A 20689-nucleotide genomic window follows, 5' to 3' on the forward strand; every position below is an offset into this window, starting at 1 on the left:
AACAGGTGCCCGCCTTCCCGTGAAATCGCTGCCCGCGATCAGCTGAAATCAGTGCCCGCGATCCCGTGAAACACGCAGGCCACTTGGGAAAAGGCCGCAGGGCCGTATCCCCAAGCCGCCCTTGGAGCAGGGTCTTGGGAACTGGAAAACCCCGCCCTGCGCGCCCTGCGCGACAAGATCAGGAAGGGCAAGAAGACCCTGAAGGACGTCTACGGCGCACCATGCCGAGGCGTTGTTACGGGCTTGAACGGGGCCTTTGTGATCGACAGCACCACCAAGGAACGCCTCTGCACCCAAGACCCCCGGTCTGCCGATCTGCTGAAGCCTTTCCTCGAAGGCAAAGACCTGAAACGCTGGCGGGCCGAACCGCGCGGCCTTTGGCTGATCTACATTCCCAAGAACCGGATCGATATTGAAGACTATCCGGCCATCCGGGATTGGCTGCTGCCCTTCAAATCCGCTCTGGAAGGCCGTGCCACGAAACAGGCATGGTTCGAGCTACAACAGGCGCAAGAAGCCTATGCGCCGCACTTCGCCGCGCCGAAGATCAGCTACCCCCACTTCAACGACACGCGGAACTTTTCGTTTGAACCTCTGGGGGCGTTTTCAAATGACAAATCCTATCTGATCCCGTCTGACGACAAGGCGCTGCTGGGGCTTCTGAACAGCCGGGTGCTTTGGTTCATGCTGTCGTCCATGAGTCCCCCCGTTCGGGGCGGGTTTCATGAGCTGCGGGTGCAGTATGTCGAAAAGCTGCCCATCCCTGCTTGGAACGATCACGCGCGGGCCGAACTGGCCGAAGCAAGTGAACAGGCCAGCAAAGCGGCACGGGAACGCCTGACCCTGCAAACCGCCCTGACGCGCCGGATTCCCGATCTTTGCCCGCCTGGCCGCGACCCCAAGCTGACAACCCGGCTTCAAGAATGGTGGACCCTTCCCGACTTCGCCGCCTTCCGGGCCGAGGTGAAGAAGGTGTTCAAGGCCGATATTCCCCTGGCCGAGCGTTCCGCCTGGGAAGACTGGATCACCCGCGACCGCGCCGAAATCGCCCGCCTTTCAGCCGAGATCACCAAGGCCGAAGCCCAGATCGACAGCATCGTCTACGGCCTGTTCGACCTGACCCCCGACGAAATCGCACTGCTGGAAAGCGTAGTATGATCATCGCACCGAAATTCGAAGGCGATGACCACCTTGCCGCGATGGATATGCAGCATCAGTGCTATCACGATGCCCTGTCGGTTCTGGTCAGCCATTGCAACCGGCTGACCCGCTTCGCCAGGGACATGCTGGAAGATAGCCTGCATCCGACCTGGGGCTACGTCGAAAGGTTCGACCATCGGACCATGCAGGAAGCGCACGATCTGCTGGCCGCTGTCTGGCGGTGCCGGACCTGCGGTGCGCAAGGCCGATTGCCCTACGAGAATGTGGACCCTTGGCCGGAACCTAAGGTGGCCGACTGGTTGTCATGGCTCGACAACGAGGTAACGAGCTGGATCAAGGCTCCACGCCTTGTGCGCGCTGTCCAGATGATCCTGGCGAACCAGAACCAGGAACAGGGGTATCAGGCCGAGGAAGAACTGGCCGCAGCACTGGTTGCCCGGTTCCCGGACGTTCCTTGGACGCGCCCACTGTCAACGAGGTGAAGTCGCATGGCCACGAAGCCGAAGCCCACATCGAAAGCCCGCGCCAGCGTTCTGATCAAGACCGTGCCCTTCTGCGCCTTCGCCCGGTGTTCTGCCTCGCCCCGAATTAAAGGATGCCGGATTTTGAAGATGGCAAGAAATATGGGCGTTAACTTCAAACGTCACCCCGCGCCCCGCCTTAGGGTGATCTTAGGCAAGCACCGCCATCATGCTTGCAATTTTCGCTAGCACAACCTACCTTGCCCCGATGAACAGCAAGCACCGCAAGACCCTTGCCGCCGTCTTCACCGATCCGGTGTCAGGCACCATCGAATGGGCGGCAGTCGAAAGCCTGCTGCTGGCGGCAGGGGCGCGGCTGATCGAAGGGCGCGGGTCACGGGTGCGGTTCGAGAAGGATGGCGAGGTAGCGACGTTCCACCGCCCGCACCCCGCGAAGGAAGCGAAGCGATACCAGGTGCGCGATGCCCGCGACTTCCTGGAACGGATCGGGGTTAGACCATGACCAACACCATGACCTACAAGGGCTATGCCGCCCGGATCGAGTATGACGACGAAGACGGGATTTTCACGGGCCGGATTGCCGGTATCCGTGACGGGGTAGGCTTTCACGCCGACACCGTGGAAGGGCTGCGCGAAGCCTTCCATGAGGCTGTCGAAGACTACATCGAAACCTGCGCCAAGATCGGCAAGGAACCGCAGAAGACCTACTCGGGGCAGGTCATGTTCCGGGTCAGTCCAGAGGTTCACCGCAAGGCCGCGCTGGCCGCCGAGCTGTCGGGCAAGAGCCTGAACCAGTGGGCCGAAGAAGTGCTAGATCGGGCCGCAGGCTAACCCGCAGAACCTTTAGGCGTCTTCGATTTTACCCTGCTTTCAGGGAAAGGGCGCTGCCGGTCCAGGGTGTGAAGTATACGTTCCTATTTCTTGCCAACTTCACCCACTCAAAAACCCTCCTTTTTTTCAGCATGGGGCCAAATCGGGCGATGAAGGAACGGTTCACCACATCTTCGAAGGTGTCGTGATCATCGCAGAGGCGTTCATAGGTGCGCCAGTGCATGCCCTTGGGCTTGCCCCAGCCGCCGCCTTCCAGAACGCCCCCAGGCCAGCCCAAGCGGTCACGGATGCGATGCGCCCGCCGTGCTGCCCGATCCCCGGCGTCTTCACGCTGCGAGGGATAGGCGAGCTGGTAGCACTTACGGCAAGCGAAGATGCCACCGCCATAGATCACCGCTACACGCTTGCCACACCCACGGGCAGGGCAGAGGAACCAGTGTCTTTCGCCGCCCATGTGGCAGGGTGTTGTGGTCAGGTGGACGGGGTAGCTTTCGTCCTTCCATTCATCGCCGCCGCTTCTGTGCCGGTAGGTCAGGATCACGCGCCCCAGCTCTGCCCTGATGTTGACCGAAGCGACGACCTCGCCATGCCGCGACCAGGTGATGCGCCTGTTTGCCCCCGGCGTCAGCATGGCTTCCCGCTTCAGCCATCGCACATCAATCGACCGATAGCCTTCTGTCGTGTCCTTGGACCCGAAATGCCATCGCCGCCCGCTTCCACTACCACCCATGACCCCTCACAGATTTTCCCGAAATCATTTGGCAAAATACCCGATGCTCTCGCAGGGGCGATATGCGGGCCTCTCAGGGCCTTTCTGCCGCCGCCCGCCGCATCCACCCATATTTGGCTTCCCTAGCCTCTAGCGCGGGTCTGGCGCGCTCCTGGGCGGTCTTTCCGATGGCTTCCGATATGCCGAATGCCTTGCCCTTGATCTCTGGCGGGGCGGGGTGCTTGGCATGCTGGGCCGCGATGTATTCCGCCCATTCAAGGGCGCTCGCCTTGTCGTCTTTGCGGGTGTTCATGTTGATCTGCCATCCACCACAGACAGAACGCGCTACCACGTCCGCCGCGTAGGGTTTCAACACAAAGGCCGCAGAGCTGCCGCTTGTGCGCTCGATCACGGTGATGAGCTGGGCCAGCTTGTATGAGGGCCAGAACATGGACAGGTGAACGTGCGACCCCATGTCCGCGCCCACGTCCCGCCCCCAAAGGGCGACAAAAGGTAGTCCCTCAGAGCGACACAGACGCGCCAACTCGTCGCGGATGTATTTTTCTCGACCCCATTCACCACGCCCGAGGCAATGGCCTTCGTTACGCTCGCCTGCCGTCTCTAGGGCCGTCCAGGTGATCGTGATGCCGACATTCAGGGGCCAATCCATCGCATAGGCGAATGCTACTGCTTCACGGAACCGCATGAGCCTTTCCCGCTCTTTACGCCTTTCATGACGTGACGGACGAGGCCTTTTCTTCCCTACTATAGGATAGGGCCGTGCCGCTGGCCTCAGCACCCGTTGCACAAAAAGGGTTTCTGCAATCTCGTCGGAATATCTCGTCGCCAGATCAAACACGGGTGTTTTTCTCAGGTATTCTCTGCCGCCGCGTTTTCGTGCTGGCCTAGCCATGCCTCGAATGCGTCGCGCCTGATCCGTTGCACCGCGCCGATCCGCACGTGTCCACCTACTACCGCGTCACCGTTCCCGTCGAAGGCCGCGACGGCAAGACCCGCTTCCGCCCTGTGGGCGTCATGTTCCCGCAGCGGGACGGCGCCAAGAGCGCCTTCACCCTGAAGCTCGATTTCCCGGTCGGCGTCACCGAGCTGGTCCTGTTCGAGCCGAAGGATGCCCCGCCCGACGACCCGGAGTGAGAAGAAGGGGCGGCGCAAGCCGCCCCTGCCCCCGTCTTGCGACGGGCGCAACAGATCGTCGGAGATCCCCGCTGTCTGTCAGATTTCAGGGATTTTTGACTCAGGGCGCGAGGATTTTCAGTGCCAGACGGCGGAGGCCGTCAGGCACTTCCACCCCAATCGTCAAGCAAATCTGACCCACTGTGCCGGGGGCAAAGCGTCTGCTATGCGGACATTATGAACCGCCCCGGGTTTACCGGAGAGTAAAACTCTCAAAAGGTGAGCCTCATGACAGACAAGAAACACACCCCGAGCTACACGGCCGAGTTCCGCGCGCGCGGCGTTCGGCTTTTCCGCGAACATCGTTCTGATTACAGCAGCGACAGTGCCGCCTACCGGGCAATTGCCTCGAAGCTGGGCTGTTCATCTTTCAGCCTGCGGGACTGGTGTCGGCGCGCCGCGCGTGATGCAGGCGAGCTGTCCGGACCGACGAGCGAGGAGAAGGCGCGGATCAAGGCCTTGGAGCGTGAGAACCGTGAACTGCGCCAAGCCAATGAGATCCTGAAGAAGGCCAGCGCATATTTCGCTGCGGCGGAGCTCGACCGCCCCTTCCGCAAATGATCGCGTTCGTCGACGATCACCGTTCTGTCCATGGTGTCGGGCCGATCTGCCGGGTTCTGGGGATCGCACCATCGACGTTCTACGCTTTCAAGGCCGTGGAGCGTGATCCTGAGTTGGCATCGGATCGGGCCAGGCAGGATCGTCTGGATATGGTTGCCATCAAGGAAGCCTTCGATGGCAGTCGGGGCCGATATGGCGCGCGCAAGGTCTGGCACCAACTGCGCCGTGAAGGGCGCGACATCGCTCGCTGCGCGGTGGAGAGGCTGATGAAGGTGATGGGATTACAGGGCGTTGTCCGCGGCAAGAAGGTCATCACGACCAACCCCGATGCGGCCCAGCCTTGCCCGGACGACAAGGTGAACCGCGCCTTCGTGGCAGACATGCCGAACCAGCTCTGGGTCAGCGATTTCACCTATGTCTCAAGCTGGCAGGGCATGGTCTACGTGGCCTTCATCATCGACGTCTTTGCCCGAAAGATCGTCGGCTGGCGCGTCTCGACCTCAATGACCACCGGTTTCGTCCTCGATGCCCTGAACCAGGCCATCTGCCAGCGGGCGCCGTCCGAGGCTGACAAGCTGATCCACCACAGCGACCGCGGCAGCCAATACCTGTCGATCCGATACACCGAGCGGCTCGCGGAGGCCGGCATCGATACCTCGGTCGGCAGCGTCGGAGATTCCTACGACAACGCCCTCGCCGAAAGCATCATCGGCCTGTTCAAGACCGAGGTCATCAAGTTCCTCGGCCCCTGGAAGTCCGCTGGTCAGGTCGAATGGGAAACCCTGAAATGGGTCGACTGGTATAACAACACCCGCCTGCACAGCGCCATTGGCTACGTCACGCCGCACGAAGCAGAGGAGGCCTTCTATGCAAGCTTGAACGCCGGCGAAAAAGCAGCCTAATCATCGAACCAGAAACTCTCCGGTAAACCCGGGGCGGTTCATTACTGTCGTTCGTTGCCCCTGCACCAATGGCCGCTTCGGCGAGCTGTTCAAATCCTCTGAGGTTAGTGAATTGCTGTCACATCGGCTGCGCAAGAACTACAGTGTTGCCGTCTGGATCAACAAGCTGGGAGATTTTCGCAATATCGCCCACAGTCACCTTTTCTGTCTTGATATCAGCCTCGTTGAGGCGTGCCAGTTCTGCCTCAATGTCTCCGACGATCAATGTCAGGTATCCGCACCCTGCATCGGCGCTATTCCGAACAAGCTGGACGCCTGCGTTGTCCGCATGATGCCATTCGTTCAGGCCATCCATGGGTGCTGCGTCCGCAGGCCGACCAAATAACTTGGTGAGCCACGCTGCGCTGCGCTCCATGTCGGTGCAGTTTAGTTGCGCGTAAATTTTCTCAATCGGCATTTTTCATCCCTTTCGTGTTTTCCAAATGGTCAGCCAGTTTGTCGAGAATTTCGTCCCAGCCATGCCTGCGCATGTCCGCCGTCTCGCCTTTTCCAAGGAACACCGACTGGTCGATAAGGGTGAGGCGAGTTCCGCTGCCTTCGGGTTCGAGGTGAAGCGTTGTCATCGTTGTCGAGCTGACCTCCCCGGATTGGACCGACCGCATCACGCCTGCGTTGACGATGCACTTGGGCGGGTCGATTAGCAGATATCGACCATAGGATTCCGCCACCGGATCGCCCTCCGGCCCGAACCGGGATTTTTCAATCCCGTCCTCGCGAAAATCATGCTGGAATTCGGCGATTACCCAATCGTTGCCGGGAACATCCCATTGCAACCGTTCCTCCCGATCTGCCCACGCCTGAAAAACGCGCTCCGGCGGAGCGGCCAGTATGCGGGTGCTCTTGATGGTGTCAGGCGTGATTTTGTCAGGCATCGGGTGAACCTTTCTTGTCAAGGAAATGTTGAAGCCGGTCCAACCGCTGTTCCGTGCGTCGGCGGCGCTCGGACAGCCAGCTCTCGACGGCTGTAAGTTTTTTATGATCGACATTGCAGTAGCGGGTTCGCCCTCGCTTCTCGGTCACAACCAGCCCTGACTTTTCAAGAATGCGAAGATGCTGACCAACAGCCGACAGCGACATTTCCAACGGTTCTGACAGCTCCCCGACGCTCATTTCACCATCGCAAAGACGCGCGACAACAGCGCGGCGCGTAGGGTCGGCCAGCGCGGAAAATGCCAAATCAAGGTTGGAATCATACTGAAGCATATACTTCAGTGTAGTGGTTTCACCTCTATTGGCAAGTGTTTGGCGAAAAGCAGACTTTCATGCACTGCGCAGCATCGGTTACTCTGGGCTCGAAGCGGACGTTTAGGGCAAAATCAAGTAAGCGATCAGCAGGAATGCTCCAGCTACTGCAAGGCTTCGGAGCCAAGTATTCCCTTCCCTAAGTTTTCCGTAGGAATCCCAGTGAATGCGCTGGATGCGTTTATAAGCATGCACGGCTCGATCTACGAACGAGTGCAGCCATGAAGAATTTTCATTTGGGTCAAGCACAAGGCGAACATAGCATGCCTTTGAGTGACAGCTAAGGGCTCTTCGCGCCGATGGCGCTGATCCCGGCCTTGGTGCCGTTAGGGTCAGAAATCTGACGGAAAGCCAGAAATATCTGACAGGCGACACTGTCGCGGCGATCGCTGTCCGGGGGGATTCGGACAAGCCGAACGCCCCCGGTTTGGTGGGCCACGCGCGAAAGGCGCGTGTCCGTCTTGGGAACCGCCGGTTCCCCCACGCAAGGCCGCGCGCTTGACGGGGGCGAGGGGTTTCCCCGGCCTTCCTCCGCCTTCGGCTTCGTGCAGGCCGGGTGATCCCCCTCCCCTCGCCCCCTACGCGCAACCTTGCATGGGTCCCCCTCCTGCCCTCGCCGGGAGGCAGGGTTTCAGGAGAGGGGCGCGCTTCGCGCTTCCTCGCCAGAAACCCCGCCCGATTAAGGGCACCCCCGACCGAGGCACAGCCCAAGGCGGGACCGTTGCGAAAAGGAGTGCCACAAATGGCCGACACCACCACCGTTGACACCTACACCTGCACCGCTTGCATTCCTCACGCAACATGGCGCGGTTCTACCGCATGTAGATGCAGCCCACCCTATTTGGGGAAGTCACCCTCATCCGAGAATGGGGGCGCATCGGTCAAGCAGGGACGTGCCGCCATGATCAGTATGACGCTGCCGATGCGGTGCAATCTGCCCTGGATATGATACGCCGTTCGAAGCTACTGCGCAGGTACATGTAGCCTCAGCTCTCTTTTGCGGTGGTTCGGGGGTGAACCGCGCCGCGTTCCACGAAGCGGTCCTTCAGTTAGGCCTGCAAAAGATCGTCTCCCCTGACGATCGAGGAACTACTGCGGAGCAGCATACCGCCCTTCCTGCCGCTGGGCGGGGCAGCCAGACAGCCCTAGCACCGAACTCTGTTCTGCGCAACTTCCCGGATGAGAGGGGCGGCGCGAAAGGGCGCCGCCTGGCAGTACGGGATGAAGTGCTCCGTGGAGCAAGATCCAGTCGAAAAAGGATCAGTCGAAAAGCGCGACGGCCCGCGTCCAGCCGCCCGAGCCCGCCTTCACCTTGTAGGGGAAGCAGGCCACGGTGAAGCCGAAGGGCGGAAGTTCTTCAAGGTTGCAGAGTTTTTCCATGTGGCAATAGGGCTGCTCGCGGCCGGCGTAATGGCCTTCCCAGATCTTGCTGGTGTCGTGGTCCTGCTGCCAGACCTTGCTGGCATGGAAGAAGGGCGCATCCCAGCCCCAGGCGTCGATCCCGGTCACCCGCACGCCCATGCCCTGGGTCAGATGTAGCGTCGCCGCGCGGCCGATCCCGCAACCGGCGGTCAGGTATTCCGGCGTGCCCATCCGGCTCGCGGCGCGGGTGTTGACCAGCACGATGTCCATGGGCCGGATCTCGTAGCCGATACGCTTGAGCTCGGCGTCGATGTCGTCGGGCTGCACGACATAGCCATCCTCGAAATGCCGGAAGTCCAGCTTCACGCCGGGACGGAAGAACCAATCCAGCGGAACCTCGTCGATGGTCATCATCCGGTTTCCGTGGATGTCGTGCGAATGATAATGGTAGGGGGCGTCCATATGGGTGCCGTTATGGGTGGACAGCGTCGCCACCTCGAAGGCCCAGCCCTGCTGATTGGGCAGATCCTCGGGCTTCAGCCCGGGAAAGGCGTCCAGCAGCATGAAGGCGTTTTCCCGATTGTCGCGATACTCGATCTTTGGGATCATGTTGGCATGATCGAGAATGAGATCATTATCCAGCGTCACCGAAATATCGACGATCTTGGAGGGCATTTTCATCAGAGTTTCCTTTCACGTTGAAAGCCTTGGTTCGCCCGCTCGAAGCCGGGCCTCGGGGTGGCGGGAAAAGCCGCCGCACAGCGATTGACATTCGCCCCCACGCCACTAGAGCTTGGATCATGACCACCGCCACGAGTTCCCCACGCAAGCGTCTGTCGCCCGATGAGCGAAAGCGGCAACTTCTTGACAAAGCGGTGGAATTCTTCGCTGAAGAAGGGTTCGAGGGCGGCACGCGCCAACTGGCGCAGAGCATGGGCGTCACCCAGCCGCTGCTGTTTCGGTATTTCGCCTCGAAGGACGATCTGATCAACGCGGTCTACGAACGCGTCTACCTGTCGCAATGGAACCCGCAATGGGCGCGCGCGATCCGCGACAGCGCGCTCTCGCTTCAGGACCGGCTCGAAAGTTTCTACGCCAGCTTTAGCAGCGCATTCGACCGCACCTGGATGCGCATCTTCTTCTTCGCCGCGCTCAACGATCTGGAGATTCACCGCCATTATCTGATGCGGGTCACGCGCGCGCTCTTGCTGCCGATCTGCGAGGAACGGCGCCGGACGCTGGGTATCGAGACCGCGCTTCCGGTCACGGAGATGGAGCACGCGCTGGTCTGGACCATGCACGGCGCCATCTTCCACCAGGGGATCCGCGAACACATCTACGGGCTGCCGCCGGCGACCTCGGCCGATCTGGGCTATCGGCTGGCGATTCGCATGTATCTTGAAGACACGGCCCTGCACATCGCCCCGGAAATCGCCCGGATCGAAGCCTCGGGCGAGGCGGTGCATTTCGATCCCCTGGTCTGGAAACATCTGCTGGCCTGACTTCCCCTGACCTTCCCTCACCGCCCGGTCATCCAGGTGGCCAGGGCCGGAAAGATCAGGACCAGCGCCGCGGTGACGACCAGCATGCCCACATAGGGGGCGCCGCCCCGGAAGATCTCGCCCATGCGGACCGACCTGTCTGGGACCGAGCCCCGCACGGCAAAGACCAGCAGGCCGAAGGGGGGTGTCAGCAGGCCGGTTTCGATGACAATGATCCCGAAAATGGCAAAGGCGATCGGGTCGATGCCCAGGCCGGTGGCGACCGGCGCGAAGATCGGCACCGTCAGCAGGATGATCGACACGGAATCGACCATGGTTCCCATGACGATCCAGATCGCCGCCATCAGCAGCACGGCGACCCAGGCCCCGCCGCCCAGCCCGAGGATCGCGTCCTGGATCTGGTTGATGGCACCGCCCATGGCGATCAGGCGCGAATACATCGTCGCCGCGACCAGCAGAAACAGGATCGGCGCGGTGGTCCGGGCCGAGCTGGCGATCGCGGCCCGGATCTCGGGGCCGCGCATGCCCTTCGCCACGCCCAGGATCAGCGCCCCGACGGCACCCACGGCCGCCGCCTCGGTCGGGGTGGCGACGCCGCCCCAGATGCTGCCGATCACCACGAAGATCAGCGCCAGAACGCCGGCCACACCCAGCATTTCGCCGCGTAGCGCCCGGGTTCCGGGGGCGGCGGGGACGGTTTCGGCCGGAGCTGTAAGCGGGACTGTGTCCGGGGCGGCGTTGGGGTCGAAGACCGCGCGCAGGATCCCGTAGGCGATGAACAGGCTCGCCAGCAGGAGGCCGGGCAGGATGCCCGCCAGGAACAGCGCGCCGACGGAAAGCTCGGTCAGCACGGCCCAGACGATCATCAGCACCGAGGGCGGGATCAGCATGCCCAGGCAGGCGCTGCCGACGATCGAGCCCAGCGCATAGCTGCGCGCATAGCCGAAGCGGCGCATTTCCGGGTAGGCAATGCGCGAGAAGACCGCGGCCGAGGCGACCGACACGCCGGTTACCGCGCCGAACAGGACGTTGCCCAGAACCGTGGTGGTCACCAGACGCCCGGGGACGCGGCGCAACAGGCGGTCGAACACGGCGAAAAGATCGCGCGCGACGCCGGATTGCGAGATGAAATCGCCCATCAGGACGAACAGCGGAATGACCACGAAGGTGGGGCTGCGGATCGCTTCGAAAGCGCTGGTGCCCAGCATCGACAGCGCGATCTGCATGTTGTCGAACATCAGCCAGATGCCGATGAACGAACACAGCGCCATGGCGACAGCGATGTGGAACCCGGCCAGCACGCTGAGGATCAGCGCGACGATCATCCAGCCGACGATGGCCATACTCATCACGCGCCCTCCCCGGTGGTGCTGGGCGCGTGGCCCATGCCGGGATAGGCGAGTTCGTCCTCCAGCCGGCCGCGCAGATCCGCCACCGCCATGAGCAGGTAGCAGACCGCGGTGACCGCGGCGCTTGCCGCCAGGAGGATGCGCACCGGCCAGACCGGCACGCGCAGCGCGCCTTCGCCCTCGTATTCGCCGATCCGCACGGACAGCAGCATCTCGCCCCAGCCGGCCGCGACGATCAGCACGAACAGCGCGAAACCCGCCAGGGCGTTGGCGATCCGCAGCGCCAGCCGCATGCGGGGACCGCAGCTTTCCGACAGCACCTCGGTGCGCAACATCGAGCCGGCGAGAACCGCCGCCGGCAGCTGCAGGAAGGCGATCGCCACGACCGAGTTGCGCACGATCTCCGTCGTGCCCTGAAGCGGCGTGCCGAACAGGATGCGCCCGGCGATGTCGGTCAGGATCATCGCCGCCAGGAGCAACACCCAGAGCGCCGATAACCAGTTGAGAAAGCGGGCAATGGCCGTCATCGTCAATCCTCCGTTGGCAGGCCGGTCAGCCCTGGCTGCTTTCCACCGGCAGATCCTGACGGCGGCCCCATTCGTCCCAGGAACCGTCATAGACGCGCCAGTCCTGGTGCCCGCTCAGGTGCAGGCCCAGGGCCAGGATGCAGGCGGTCAGGCCCGAACCGCAGGTCAGGGTGACCGGCGCCTCGGGGTCGATGCCGGCCGCGCGGATCCGGCTCTCGATGTCCGCGGCGGGCAGCAGCCGGCGGCTTTCCTTGTCCAGCAGGTCGCCCCAATACAGGTTCCGGCTGCCCGGGATATGGCCGTTGCGGGTGCCGGGGTAGCGGTCTTCCTCGGTGCCGGAAAAGCGCCCCTTGGTGCGCGCGTCCAGAATCTGGGCGCCGGCGTTGCTGGCGGCCAGAACCTCGGGCCAGAGCGCAAGCCGGTCGCGGCGCGCGGCGGGCACGAAGGTCTTGGCGGCGGGGGCGGCGGAGTCGCCGCTTTGCAGCGCGCCCCCGGCGGCCTTCCAGGCGACCAGGCCGCCGTCCAGCACGCTGACCCGGTCATGGCCGTAAAGCCGGAACAGCCACCAGACGCGCGCGGCGCTATAGAGACCGGGCGTGTCATAGGCGATGACATGGGTGTCGTTGCCGATCCCGAGCGCGCCGACCTCGCGGGCGAAGAGCTCGGGACCCGGGACCTTGCGCGGCAGGGGATTGTCGGGGTTGGCAACCCGCGACAGGTCCAGGAACCGGGCGCCGGGAATATGCCCGGCGCCGAATTCTGCGGCGGCATCGCGGCCGGTGTCGGGCAGGTGCACGGTCGCGTCCACCACCACGGCGCCGGGCGTGCCGATATGGGCGACCAGCCATTCGGCCGACACGATCGCCGGAACGGAATCGGTCATCGGATTGTCCTTCGGGAAAGGGGAAATCGAACGGAAGCGGCGCGAGGAGGGCCCCCGTCCGCTTCCGGCCTTGGTCGCTCAGTCGAGGCTGTAATCCACGATCCAGTGGTGGCCGCCTTCGGCCGCTTGGGCGATGTAGGTCTGCAGCACCTCGGTGCCCGGCATGCCGCGCCCATTGGCATCGGTGGCGGATTGGCGCGGCAGGTCGGCCAGCGCGTTGGCCCAGTCGATGCGGGTCTGTTCGGGCAGGGTGCGGACCGTGGCGCCGGCGGCTTCCAGCCCGGCGAGGGCCGCGGCCTGCCGCTCGTTCATTATCACGCCCGAGCGCTGTTCGTATTCCCGCCCGACCTCGCGGATGATCGCCTGCACGTCTTCCGGCAACCGGGCCAGGCTGCGCGCGTTCATCGTCAGCACCGCCGTGGCCATCGCCCCGAAATCCACCAGCGTGTAATACGGGGCCGGTTCGTACAGGCGATAGGCCAGATAGGCGGAGGGGAAGACGAGCCAGCCGTCATAAACGCCGGTCTGCATGCTCATATAGGCGTCCGTCAGCGCGCTCTGGATCGGCACCGCCTGGGCGTATTGCAGCCAGGGCAGGTTCGGCCCGGCGCCCGAGATTTTCACGCCCTTCAGGTCGGCGAGGGTGTCCCAGGGTTCCACCGTGCCGATGTGGTAATTGTCGAAGCCGGACAGGCCCAGCAGCACCTGGCCGTAATCCCGATCGAAGGCTTCCTGCAGCCAGGGCACGGCGTCATAGGTCGCGCGGGCGGCGGCGATCGCGGCTTCCCCGTCGGTCGGGCCGAAGGGCGCGTAATATGGGAAGTTGTGCAGATACAGCTTGGACGGTTCGAGGCAGACGCAATAACCGCCGATATCCAGCAGGCCCGATTCCACCGCTTCGAGCGTGTCCGAGACCCCCACCAGGGCACCGCCGTAGCCTTCGATGAACGTCACCTCATGCTCGGTTTCCTCGGCCACGCGGCGGCGCACCTCGGGCACGAAGAACTGTTCGATCAGGTTCACGTAGATGGTCGGGGCAGAGGGATGCCCGGCCCCCACCCGCAGCGTGAAATTGTCCGCCAGCGCCGTCCCCGCGAAGGGCACGCATAGAACCAGCGCCCCCGCGAGGGCGGTCGAAAGTCCATAGGTATTCATGTCGTCCTCCTGAGCGTGGTCGGGCGAGCCTCCTCCGGCCGCGACCACCTTAATTATCATATGATAAATTATTGTCGGGCACGCTGTCAAGGTTCCGGTGCCAGGGCCGACGCAATTGTCGATGATCAACTCTCAGGCACCGCAGCAAACGTGGCGCCCCATGGCGGCGGGACAATCTTGAGAGGCTGAGCGAGAAGGATTCCCACCGGGAATCCCGTTGGCTAGACTTCTCCTATACTCAATCAGACGTGAGCGTCACGGGTCGTGTCGCGAATGTGGTGGAAATTCCGTAGCGGCGTGCTCCGGGCATGTGAAATTGGCTCCGATCAGGCTGCGAGGTCAAGTGCCATCGGCTCGAGAGGCTGAGCAAGGGTTTCCCAGCCATCGACCTTTCGCATCTGGATCTGCCCCGAGGCCAGGAGGGCCCAGAGCAGCATCGGCACGGTTTCGGCGCATGGCAGCACGTTCTGGGTCTTGCCCGGCGTGAACTCCTTGCTGGCGTCGATGAACAGGATGTCGCGCCGGTCCGCATTCGCGCCACCTTCCTCGCGCGAGCGGTCGAAGATCAGGATGGCGACCGGGATCCCCGTGGTGGTGAACAGGTTGGCGGGCAAACCCACGACCGCGTCGAGCAGGTTCTCCTCGATCAGCTGCTGGCGGATGCGCCCCTCGGCCCCGCCCCGGAACAGCACGCCATGCGGCACGATCACCGCGACACGGCCGGACTGGCGCTTGGCGATCTCGATCATGTGGGTGATGAAGGCGTAGTCGCCCTTTGACTTGGGCGGCACGCCGCGCCAGAAGCGCTTGTACTGATCGCTGTCGGCGTCCTCCGCGCCCCACTTGTCGAGCGAGAACGGCGGATTGGCCAGCACCACGTCGAAGCGCATCAGGTGGTCGCCCTCGACCAGCGCGGGGCTGTTGAGCGTGTCGCACCATTCGATGCGGGCGGCGTCCTTTGCGTGCAGGAACATGTTCATCCGGGCCAGCGCCCAGGTCGCTCCGTTCACCTCCTGCCCGTAGAGCGCGAAGTTCTCGGACCCGACCTCCTGCGAAGTCTGGATCAGCAGTGAGCCGGACCCGCAGGCGGGATCGCAGATCGTGTTGCCGGGCTGCGGCGAGGCCAGCTTGGCCAGCAGGCGGGACACGGCGGTGGGCGTGTAGAACTCGCCCGCCTTCTTCCCGGCGTCCGAGGCGAAGCGCGAAATCAGGTAGATGTAGCACTCGCCGATGATGTCCTCGGTCACTCGCGACGGGCGCAGGTCGAGGGCAGGCTTGGCAAAGTCCTCAAGCATGTTCTTGAGGCGGCGGTTACGATCCTTCGGGCGGCCGAGATTGGCCTCAGAGTTGAAATCGATATTGCGGAAGACGCCCTCGAGCTTGGCCCGGTTTGCGTCCTCGATCTTTTCCAGCGCTATGTTGATCAGCTCGCCGATATTGGCCTCGTTCCGCTGGGCGTGGACGTCGTAGAAGCTGGCGCCCTCAGGCAGGATGAAGCGCTCGCGCTCGAGGCGCCGGCGAATGCGTGCCTCGTCGTCGCCATATTGCTTGCGGTAGGTCTCGATGTGGTCGTTCCAGAGGTCCGAAATATACTTCAGGAACAACATCACGAGGATGTAGTCCTTGTACTGAGCGGGATCGACAGCACCCCGGAAGGTGTCGCAAGCCGCCCAAGCGGCATTATTGACCTGGTCTTGGGTAATCTGGTTGGTCATCAGACAATTTCCTTCTGGTCGGCGGCCTTCGCGGCCTCGCCGAGAATGGCGCTTACGAGCTCTTCCCGGCGAGCGGCGAGCTGTCGAAGCAGCTTCCCCTCCTGACGGGCCAAGGCATTGAGTTCGACGATGCGTTTCTGCGTGGGCAGGTCAGGGACGGCGATCTCGAGTTTTTCGAGGACCGCCATCGGGATCATCCGGAGGCTCGTGCCCTGTGCTTCCGCGCCTAGCCTGCGCTGCGCGTCGGGCTGGTTGATGGCCCAAGCGAGGTATTCGGGGAGAACGCGGGCCCTGTCCGGACGAACGATCACCAGCGGAACGATGACCACGGCAGGCTCCGGAAGTGGGTCGCGAATTGCCGCCGCAGCGTTCGGCTCGCCGCGCGAGCGAAACACGACCTCGCCGCCACGGACAAAGTATCGGTCGGGCAGCTTGCCCAGATCGTACCGTTGGAAGTCTGGGCCCGGTGCCGCGCCTTCCGTCCCGACATCACGCAGCTGCAGCGCCGGCACGCCGCCCTCAGGCAGTGGTTCGAGTCTGCCGCGTGCCGTGTAGCCGGAGTGAATGTCAGAGAGCTCCGCGAGCCGCATGGAAAAATCCTCTGTAAGGTGCTTACAGAGATCTAGGTTATCTCATCCGACGAGTCAATCGTCCAAAATGCAGTTTTTATCCTACAGAGAAAAATGCGTGCCCTGTAGCTGCCATGCGAGGGGGAACGGCTCCAGTCCTTGTGCCAGCGTCACCTCCGGCCCCTGCTTCCCGTCCAGGATCGCCTCGACGATGTCCGGCGCTAGCAGCGTCAGGCGCAGGACGCGGGTCATGTAGGATGGTGCGATCCCCTCTCGCTCGGCAAGTTCGGAAACGGTGGCGAACTCACCCGACTCCAGCAGACGCTTCCAGCGGAACGCGCGGGCCAGTGCCTTGACCAGCGTGTTGTCCGCCTTGCGGTCTGGCCGGACGCCATGGGGAAGCTGCATCTCCTTGCGCCCGCCGCGCTTCACGATGCGAAACGGAACGTGGAGCGTCATGGTCTCGGGGATCGTCGGCTCGCGGGTCATGCGGCCGCTCCCATGTCTCCAGCACGCATCTCGCGGGCGAGGCTCCCCAGACCATCCATGCGCAGCCGGACGTTGAGCCCATCCGTGCCGATGTCCACGCGCTCGACCAGCAGCGCCACGATACGCGCCTGCTCGGCGGGGAAGAGTTCGCCCCACAGCGGGTCGATCTGCTGCAGGGCGGTGCGGGCGTCGGCTTCGGTGATGTCGCTGGCGTGGGCGCTCGCCGCCTTCCACGTCCCGGCCACGATCTCGGGCTGGGTGACGGAGACGAAGGTCACGCCGTTACGGTCGAACACCTCGACCAGCTTGGCGAAGTCGGCCAGCGAGCGGCTGAGGCGGTCGATCTTGTAGACTACGACCACGTCGACCAGCCCGTCCTCGATATCCTCCAGCAGCCGTTTCAATCCGGGCCGCTCCAGCGTGCCGCCCGAAATGCCGCCGTCGTCATACTGATCGCGGACCAGCACCCAGCCCTCGGAGCGCTGGCTGGCGATGTAGGCCTCGCAGGCCTCTCGCTGGGCGTGCAGGCTGTTGAACTCCTGCTCCAGCCCTTCCTCGGAGGACTTCCGGGTGTAGACGGCACACCGCAGCTTGCGGACGACCTTCGATTTTTCCGGCGGCTTCGTCATGTCCGCCCCCTGTGGCTTTTGAGCCCGAAGAACACCCAGCCGTTCCAGCGCGTAGGATGGACAATGCCATCTATGCGACGCTGACCCGGCAATCGGGCTTGATGCGCGAAATGCGCGCGGTCGCCAACAACATCGCGAATGTCTCGACCACCGGCTTCCGGCGTGAGGGCGTCTTGTTCGCCGAACATGTCGCGGCGCTGGGCGGGGCAGAGCCATCGCTCTCGATGTCCCATGCCAACGGTCGCCATGTCGATCTTGCGCAAGGCCCGCTGGCCCAGACCGGCGGCACCTTCGACTTTGCCATTGAGGGCGAGGGATTTTTCCAGATCGAGACGCCAGAGGGTGTGCAGCTGACGCGGGCGGGCAATTTCACGCCTTCGGCCGAGGGCGAGTTGCTGACGGCGGATGGCCATCGGCTTCTCGACAGCGGCGGGGCGCCGGTCTTCGTGCCTTCCGACGCGCGCGCGATCGCGGTGGCGCAGGATGGCACCCTGTCCGCCGATGGCGCGCCCCTGGCGCAGATCGGGATCGTGCTGCCAGCCGATCGCACCTCGCTCCGGCATGGCGGGGGCACGCGCTTTGCCTATGAAGGCGAGATCGAGCCAGCCGAAGGCGCCGTCTTGCTGCAAGGCTATGTCGAGGAATCGAACGTCGATCCCATCTCTGAAATCGCGCGGATGATCGAGGTTCAGCGGGCCTATGAAATGGGCCAGACCTTCCTGGACCGCGAGGATGAACGCATCCGCAGCACCATATCAACTCTTAGCCGATGAGGTTTCACCATGCGCGCACTTCAGATTGCCGCGACCGGCATGAGCGCCCAGCAGATGCGGGTGGAGGTTATCTCCAACAACCTGGCGAACATGTCGACCACGGGCTACAATGCCCGGCGGGCGGAATTCGCCGATCTTCACTATCAGCAAATGACGCGCCCGGGCACGATCACCGCCAATGACGGGACAGTCGTGCCTGCGGGCGTTCAGCTGGGTCTGGGCGTGCGTCCGGCGGCGGTTTCTGTCACCCTGGCGCAGGGGTCGCTTGCAGCGACCAATGGCGATCTGGACGTGGCCATTGACGGTCACGGCTATCTTGAGGTGACCTTGCCCTCGGGTCTTTCCGCCTATACGCGCGACGGCGGGTTGAAACGATCGCCCGACGGTCAGATCGTCAATTCCGATGGCTATCCCGTGGTGCCGGGGATCACGATTCCGCAGGAAACACGCGCGCTTGCGATCAATGCCGCAGGCGAGGTTTATGCCTATTTCTCTGACCGCACCGAGCCGGAGCTTCTGGGTCAGTTCACACTGGCCAGCTTCACGAATGAAAAGGGCCTTGAGGCGATCGGGTCGAACCTTTTCCTTGAAACCGGCGCTTCCGGGCCGCCGCAGGCCGGGGCGCCGGGCGAGGCGGGGTTGGGCACATTGCGCCAGGGCTATCTTGAAGAAAGCTCGGTCGATCCGGTCCGCGAGATCACCGAACTTATCAAGGCGCAGCGCGGGTATGAATTGAACGCCAAGGTGATCACGGCGGCCGACCAGATGCTTGGCGCAACCACGCAGGTGCGCTGATGTCCTGGCGCGGAACTATTGCGGTGCTTGGCGTGCTTGTGGCCTGCGGCGCGCAGGCATGGGGCGATACCGTCGTGGCCACACGGACGATTCGGGCATTGTCCGTGATTCAGCCAGAAGATGTGGACATTGTGCCCGACATCATCCCCGGCGCGCTGACTCTTCCCGAAGACGCGATCGGGCTAGAGGCGCGCGTGTCGCTTTATGCCGGGCGCCCCATTCGCCCCGGCGATCTGGCGGCCCCGGCGCTGATCGAGCGCAACCAGATCATCCCGCTGATCTACCGCAATGGCGCGTTGACCATAAAGACAGATGGGCGCGCCCTTGCCCGTGGCAGCGAGGGAGAGGCCATCCGGGTGCTGAACCTGTCATCCAAAGTAACCGTAACGGCGACTGTTGATGCCTCGGGCGCGGCCGTCGTCGGGTCCCATTGAAGGAAATCACCATGCGTGGCGTATTTTTGATCCTGCTGCTCTCTGCCGGTCTGATGGCCTGTCAGAGGCTTGAAGAGGTGGGCAAGGCACCGGCCTTCACACCGGCCGAGGCCGGTAATGAATTCTACGCGATGTCAAGTGTGCCCATGCCGATGGATCACGCGCCGCTGTCGGGCACGACCGAGGCCTCGCTGTGGTCGGGCGGGCGTGGCTCGCTTCTGGGGGATCGACGTGCCGCCCAGCGCGGCGATATTCTGACGGTCGTGATCGAAATTGACGAAAAGGCCGAGATCTCGAACAGCAGCGGGCGCAGCCGAAGCGGATCGGAATCGATGGGCATTCCCTCGATGCTTGGCATTCCGCAGCGGCTCGACCGCAAGCTGCCCGAGGGCGCCAGCATGGCCGATGCGGTTTCCACCGATTCCAGTTCCTCGTACCAGGGCAACGGCTCGGTCGCGCGCAAGGAAAAGCTGACCCTGCGGGTCGCGGCGACGGTTCTGGACCGGCTGCCCAATGGCGTCTTGCGCATCCAGGGCAGTCAAGAGGTCCGCGTCAATTTCGAGGTGCGTGAACTGATCGTCACCGGCTTTGTGCGCCCCGAAGATGTCAGCCGCCTGAATGAGGTGACCTATGACAAGATCGCCGGGGCGCGCATTTCCTACGGCGGGCGTGGTCAGATCACGGATGTTCAGCAACCGCGCATCGGTCAGCAGATCGCCGATGTCCTGCTGCCGTTCTAGGGGGTGAAATGCGTAAAATTCTTCCGATCATCCTGGCCCTGATCGGGCTGGCCGGCGGCATGGGCGCGGGGTATTTCCTGCGTCCGCCCGCCGAGGTAGCGGCAGAAGGCGAGGGGGCCGATCCGGCCCCGGACGCCCCAACTGCTGCGGCCGCGCCCGCCGCGGTTGAATATGTGAAACTGAACAATCAGTTCATCATTCCGGTCGTGCAAAACGCGCGCGTCGAGGCGCTTGTGATTCTGTCGCTCAGCCTGGAGGTGAAGACCGGCGCCACGGAACGGGTTTATTCGGTCGAACCGAAGTTGCGCGATTCCTTTCTGCAGGTCTTGTTCGAACATGCGAATGCGGGGGGCTTCAACGGCGCGTTCACCGAGTCGATCAATATCTCGGCCCTACGTCGCGCCTTGCTTGAGGCGGCCCAGAAGACGCTGCAGAAAGATGTCACGGGTGTCCTGATCTCTGACATGGTCCGGCAGGACACCACCTGATTTCGGGGCCGGGGCGGTCCTGCGCACTGCCCTGCGCATGTTGGTGAAGCCCCGCCGTCCGCCCGGGGGGCCTTGACCCGCCGGCTGGTTCTCGGGTCCGTGGCGGCCCAAGGGGCTACGGACATGCGCCGCCACGG

27 protein-coding genes and 1 other annotated feature are annotated in these 20689 nt (G+C 63.3%); of the genes, 13 read left to right on the top strand and 14 right to left on the bottom strand.

Annotated features, from left to right (window positions below):
* The first annotated feature begins 258 nt into the window (after positions 1-258).
* The 4 genes from RGD00_RS18800 to RGD00_RS18815 all read left to right on the top strand — a co-directional run bounded on the left by RGD00_RS18800 (position 259) and on the right by RGD00_RS18815 (position 2474).
* On the top strand, positions 259-1158 hold the full coding sequence (locus RGD00_RS18800; protein WP_310458816.1) for a TaqI-like C-terminal specificity domain-containing protein: 900 nt from the start codon (positions 259-261) through the stop codon (positions 1156-1158).
* Positions 1155-1643, top strand: coding sequence for a hypothetical protein (locus RGD00_RS18805; RefSeq protein WP_310458817.1), 489 nt, complete (start codon positions 1155-1157; stop codon positions 1641-1643). Before RGD00_RS18800 ends, RGD00_RS18805 begins: the two co-directional genes overlap by 4 nt.
* A 247-nt stretch (positions 1644-1890) precedes the next feature.
* Positions 1891-2145: a type II toxin-antitoxin system HicA family toxin gene (locus RGD00_RS18810; RefSeq protein ID WP_310458818.1), complete on the top strand. Its 255-nt coding sequence runs from the start codon at positions 1891-1893 to the stop codon at positions 2143-2145.
* Positions 2142-2474 carry a type II toxin-antitoxin system HicB family antitoxin gene (locus RGD00_RS18815; protein WP_310458819.1) on the top strand — a complete coding sequence of 111 codons (333 nt, stop codon included), beginning with the start codon at positions 2142-2144 and terminating at the stop codon, positions 2472-2474. The genes RGD00_RS18810 and RGD00_RS18815 overlap by 4 nt, the downstream gene beginning before the upstream one ends.
* A gap of 28 nt (positions 2475-2502) precedes the next feature.
* Here RGD00_RS18815 and RGD00_RS18820 read toward each other — a convergent pair whose 3' ends face one another.
* Positions 2503-3105 (bottom strand): hypothetical protein, encoded by a 603-nt coding sequence (locus RGD00_RS18820; protein ID WP_310458820.1) that lies wholly within the window; start codon positions 3103-3105, stop codon positions 2503-2505.
* Positions 3106-3277: 172 nt separating this feature from the next.
* Positions 3278-3889, bottom strand: coding sequence for a hypothetical protein (locus tag RGD00_RS18825; RefSeq protein ID WP_310458821.1), 612 nt, complete (start codon positions 3887-3889; stop codon positions 3278-3280).
* A gap of 254 nt (positions 3890-4143) precedes the next feature.
* Here RGD00_RS18825 and RGD00_RS18830 point away from each other — a divergent pair, with 254 nt between their 5' ends.
* Positions 4144-4338, top strand: coding sequence for a hypothetical protein (locus tag RGD00_RS18830; RefSeq protein ID WP_310458822.1), 195 nt, complete (start codon positions 4144-4146; stop codon positions 4336-4338).
* A 267-nt stretch (positions 4339-4605) separates the two neighbouring features.
* A protein-coding gene (locus RGD00_RS18835) for an IS3 family transposase (RefSeq protein ID WP_090845982.1) occupies positions 4606-5840 on the top strand; the annotation gives its coding sequence in 2 pieces (ribosomal slippage) (positions 4606-4906 and positions 4906-5840; 1236 coding nt in all).
* Positions 4893-5009: a sequence feature (AL1L pseudoknot), on the top strand. It overlaps the preceding gene by 117 nt.
* A gap of 118 nt (positions 5841-5958) precedes the next feature.
* On the opposite strand, the gene RGD00_RS18840 is transcribed toward RGD00_RS18835, so the two are convergent.
* Genes RGD00_RS18840 through RGD00_RS18850 form a run of 3 tightly spaced genes read right to left on the bottom strand, consistent with a single transcriptional unit; the run spans position 5959 to position 7103 of the window.
* Entirely contained in the window at positions 5959-6297 is a 339-nt protein-coding gene (locus RGD00_RS18840; RefSeq protein ID WP_310458823.1) for a VOC family protein, read from the bottom strand.
* Positions 6287-6772: an SRPBCC domain-containing protein gene (locus RGD00_RS18845; protein WP_310458824.1), complete on the bottom strand. Its 486-nt coding sequence runs from the start codon at positions 6770-6772 to the stop codon at positions 6287-6289. Before RGD00_RS18845 ends, RGD00_RS18840 begins: the two co-directional genes overlap by 11 nt.
* The gene (locus tag RGD00_RS18850; protein ID WP_310458825.1) at positions 6765-7103 is read right to left on the bottom strand and encodes an ArsR/SmtB family transcription factor; all 339 of its coding nucleotides are present in this window, start codon (positions 7101-7103) and stop codon (positions 6765-6767) included. The genes RGD00_RS18845 and RGD00_RS18850 overlap by 8 nt, the downstream gene beginning before the upstream one ends.
* 864 nt (positions 7104-7967) lie before the next feature.
* Here RGD00_RS18850 and RGD00_RS18855 point away from each other — a divergent pair.
* Entirely contained in the window at positions 7968-8126 is a 159-nt protein-coding gene (locus RGD00_RS18855; RefSeq protein WP_310458826.1) for a WGR domain-containing protein, read from the top strand.
* Between the two features lie 276 nt (positions 8127-8402).
* On the opposite strand, the gene RGD00_RS18860 is transcribed toward RGD00_RS18855, so the two are convergent.
* Positions 8403-9185 (bottom strand): cyclase family protein, encoded by a 783-nt coding sequence (locus RGD00_RS18860; RefSeq protein ID WP_310458827.1) that lies wholly within the window; start codon positions 9183-9185, stop codon positions 8403-8405.
* A gap of 119 nt (positions 9186-9304) precedes the next feature.
* On the opposite strand from RGD00_RS18860, the gene RGD00_RS18865 reads away from it, so the two are divergent.
* A complete protein-coding gene (locus RGD00_RS18865; protein WP_310458828.1) occupies positions 9305-10006 on the top strand; it encodes a TetR/AcrR family transcriptional regulator in 702 nt (233 codons plus the stop codon).
* Between the two features lie 17 nt (positions 10007-10023).
* Here the strand turns inward: RGD00_RS18865 and RGD00_RS18870 are convergent, their stop codons facing one another.
* From RGD00_RS18870 to RGD00_RS18905, 8 genes are all read right to left on the bottom strand, one after another.
* Positions 10024-11355, bottom strand: coding sequence for a TRAP transporter large permease (locus RGD00_RS18870; RefSeq protein ID WP_310458829.1), 1332 nt, complete (start codon positions 11353-11355; stop codon positions 10024-10026).
* Positions 11355-11882 carry a TRAP transporter small permease gene (locus RGD00_RS18875; RefSeq protein ID WP_310458830.1) on the bottom strand — a complete coding sequence of 176 codons (528 nt, stop codon included), beginning with the start codon at positions 11880-11882 and terminating at the stop codon, positions 11355-11357. The genes RGD00_RS18870 and RGD00_RS18875 overlap by 1 nt, the downstream gene beginning before the upstream one ends.
* 25 nt (positions 11883-11907) lie before the next feature.
* A complete protein-coding gene (locus RGD00_RS18880; protein WP_310458831.1) occupies positions 11908-12765 on the bottom strand; it encodes a sulfurtransferase in 858 nt (285 codons plus the stop codon).
* Positions 12766-12843: 78 nt separating this feature from the next.
* The gene (locus RGD00_RS18885; RefSeq protein WP_310458832.1) at positions 12844-13920 is read right to left on the bottom strand and encodes a C4-dicarboxylate TRAP transporter substrate-binding protein; all 1077 of its coding nucleotides are present in this window, start codon (positions 13918-13920) and stop codon (positions 12844-12846) included.
* Between the two features lie 326 nt (positions 13921-14246).
* Positions 14247-15635: a type I restriction-modification system subunit M gene (locus RGD00_RS18890; protein WP_310458833.1), complete on the bottom strand. Its 1389-nt coding sequence runs from the start codon at positions 15633-15635 to the stop codon at positions 14247-14249.
* A complete protein-coding gene (locus RGD00_RS18895) occupies positions 15635-16225 on the bottom strand; it encodes a restriction endonuclease subunit S domain-containing protein (RefSeq protein WP_310458834.1) in 591 nt (196 codons plus the stop codon). The genes RGD00_RS18890 and RGD00_RS18895 overlap by 1 nt, the downstream gene beginning before the upstream one ends.
* Before the next feature lie 81 nt (positions 16226-16306).
* The gene (locus RGD00_RS18900) at positions 16307-16693 is read right to left on the bottom strand and encodes a hypothetical protein (protein ID WP_310458835.1); all 387 of its coding nucleotides are present in this window, start codon (positions 16691-16693) and stop codon (positions 16307-16309) included.
* Positions 16690-17322, bottom strand: coding sequence for a recombinase family protein (locus tag RGD00_RS18905; protein ID WP_310458836.1), 633 nt, complete (start codon positions 17320-17322; stop codon positions 16690-16692). The genes RGD00_RS18900 and RGD00_RS18905 overlap by 4 nt, the downstream gene beginning before the upstream one ends.
* 56 nt (positions 17323-17378) lie before the next feature.
* On the opposite strand from RGD00_RS18905, the gene RGD00_RS18910 reads away from it, so the two are divergent.
* From RGD00_RS18910 to RGD00_RS18930, 5 genes are read left to right on the top strand one after another with little or no spacing between them, the layout of a single operon-like run.
* Positions 17379-18095 carry a flagellar hook-basal body complex protein gene (locus RGD00_RS18910; RefSeq protein WP_310458837.1) on the top strand — a complete coding sequence of 239 codons (717 nt, stop codon included), beginning with the start codon at positions 17379-17381 and terminating at the stop codon, positions 18093-18095.
* 9 nt (positions 18096-18104) lie between these two features.
* A complete protein-coding gene (gene flgG / locus RGD00_RS18915) occupies positions 18105-18890 on the top strand; it encodes a flagellar basal-body rod protein FlgG (protein WP_310458838.1) in 786 nt (261 codons plus the stop codon).
* A complete protein-coding gene (gene flgA, locus RGD00_RS18920) occupies positions 18890-19324 on the top strand; it encodes a flagellar basal body P-ring formation chaperone FlgA (protein WP_310458839.1) in 435 nt (144 codons plus the stop codon). Before flgG ends, flgA begins: the two co-directional genes overlap by 1 nt.
* An 11-nt stretch (positions 19325-19335) precedes the next feature.
* Entirely contained in the window at positions 19336-20064 is a 729-nt protein-coding gene (gene flgH, locus RGD00_RS18925) for a flagellar basal body L-ring protein FlgH (protein WP_310458840.1), read from the top strand.
* 8 nt (positions 20065-20072) lie between these two features.
* The gene (locus tag RGD00_RS18930) at positions 20073-20552 is read left to right on the top strand and encodes a flagellar basal body-associated FliL family protein (RefSeq protein ID WP_310458841.1); all 480 of its coding nucleotides are present in this window, start codon (positions 20073-20075) and stop codon (positions 20550-20552) included.
* Positions 20553-20689 lie beyond the last annotated feature (137 nt).

The sequence above is a fragment of the Ruixingdingia sedimenti genome, from assembly GCF_031432425.1.
Lineage (GTDB): Bacteria > Pseudomonadota > Alphaproteobacteria > Rhodobacterales > Rhodobacteraceae > Ruixingdingia > Ruixingdingia sedimenti.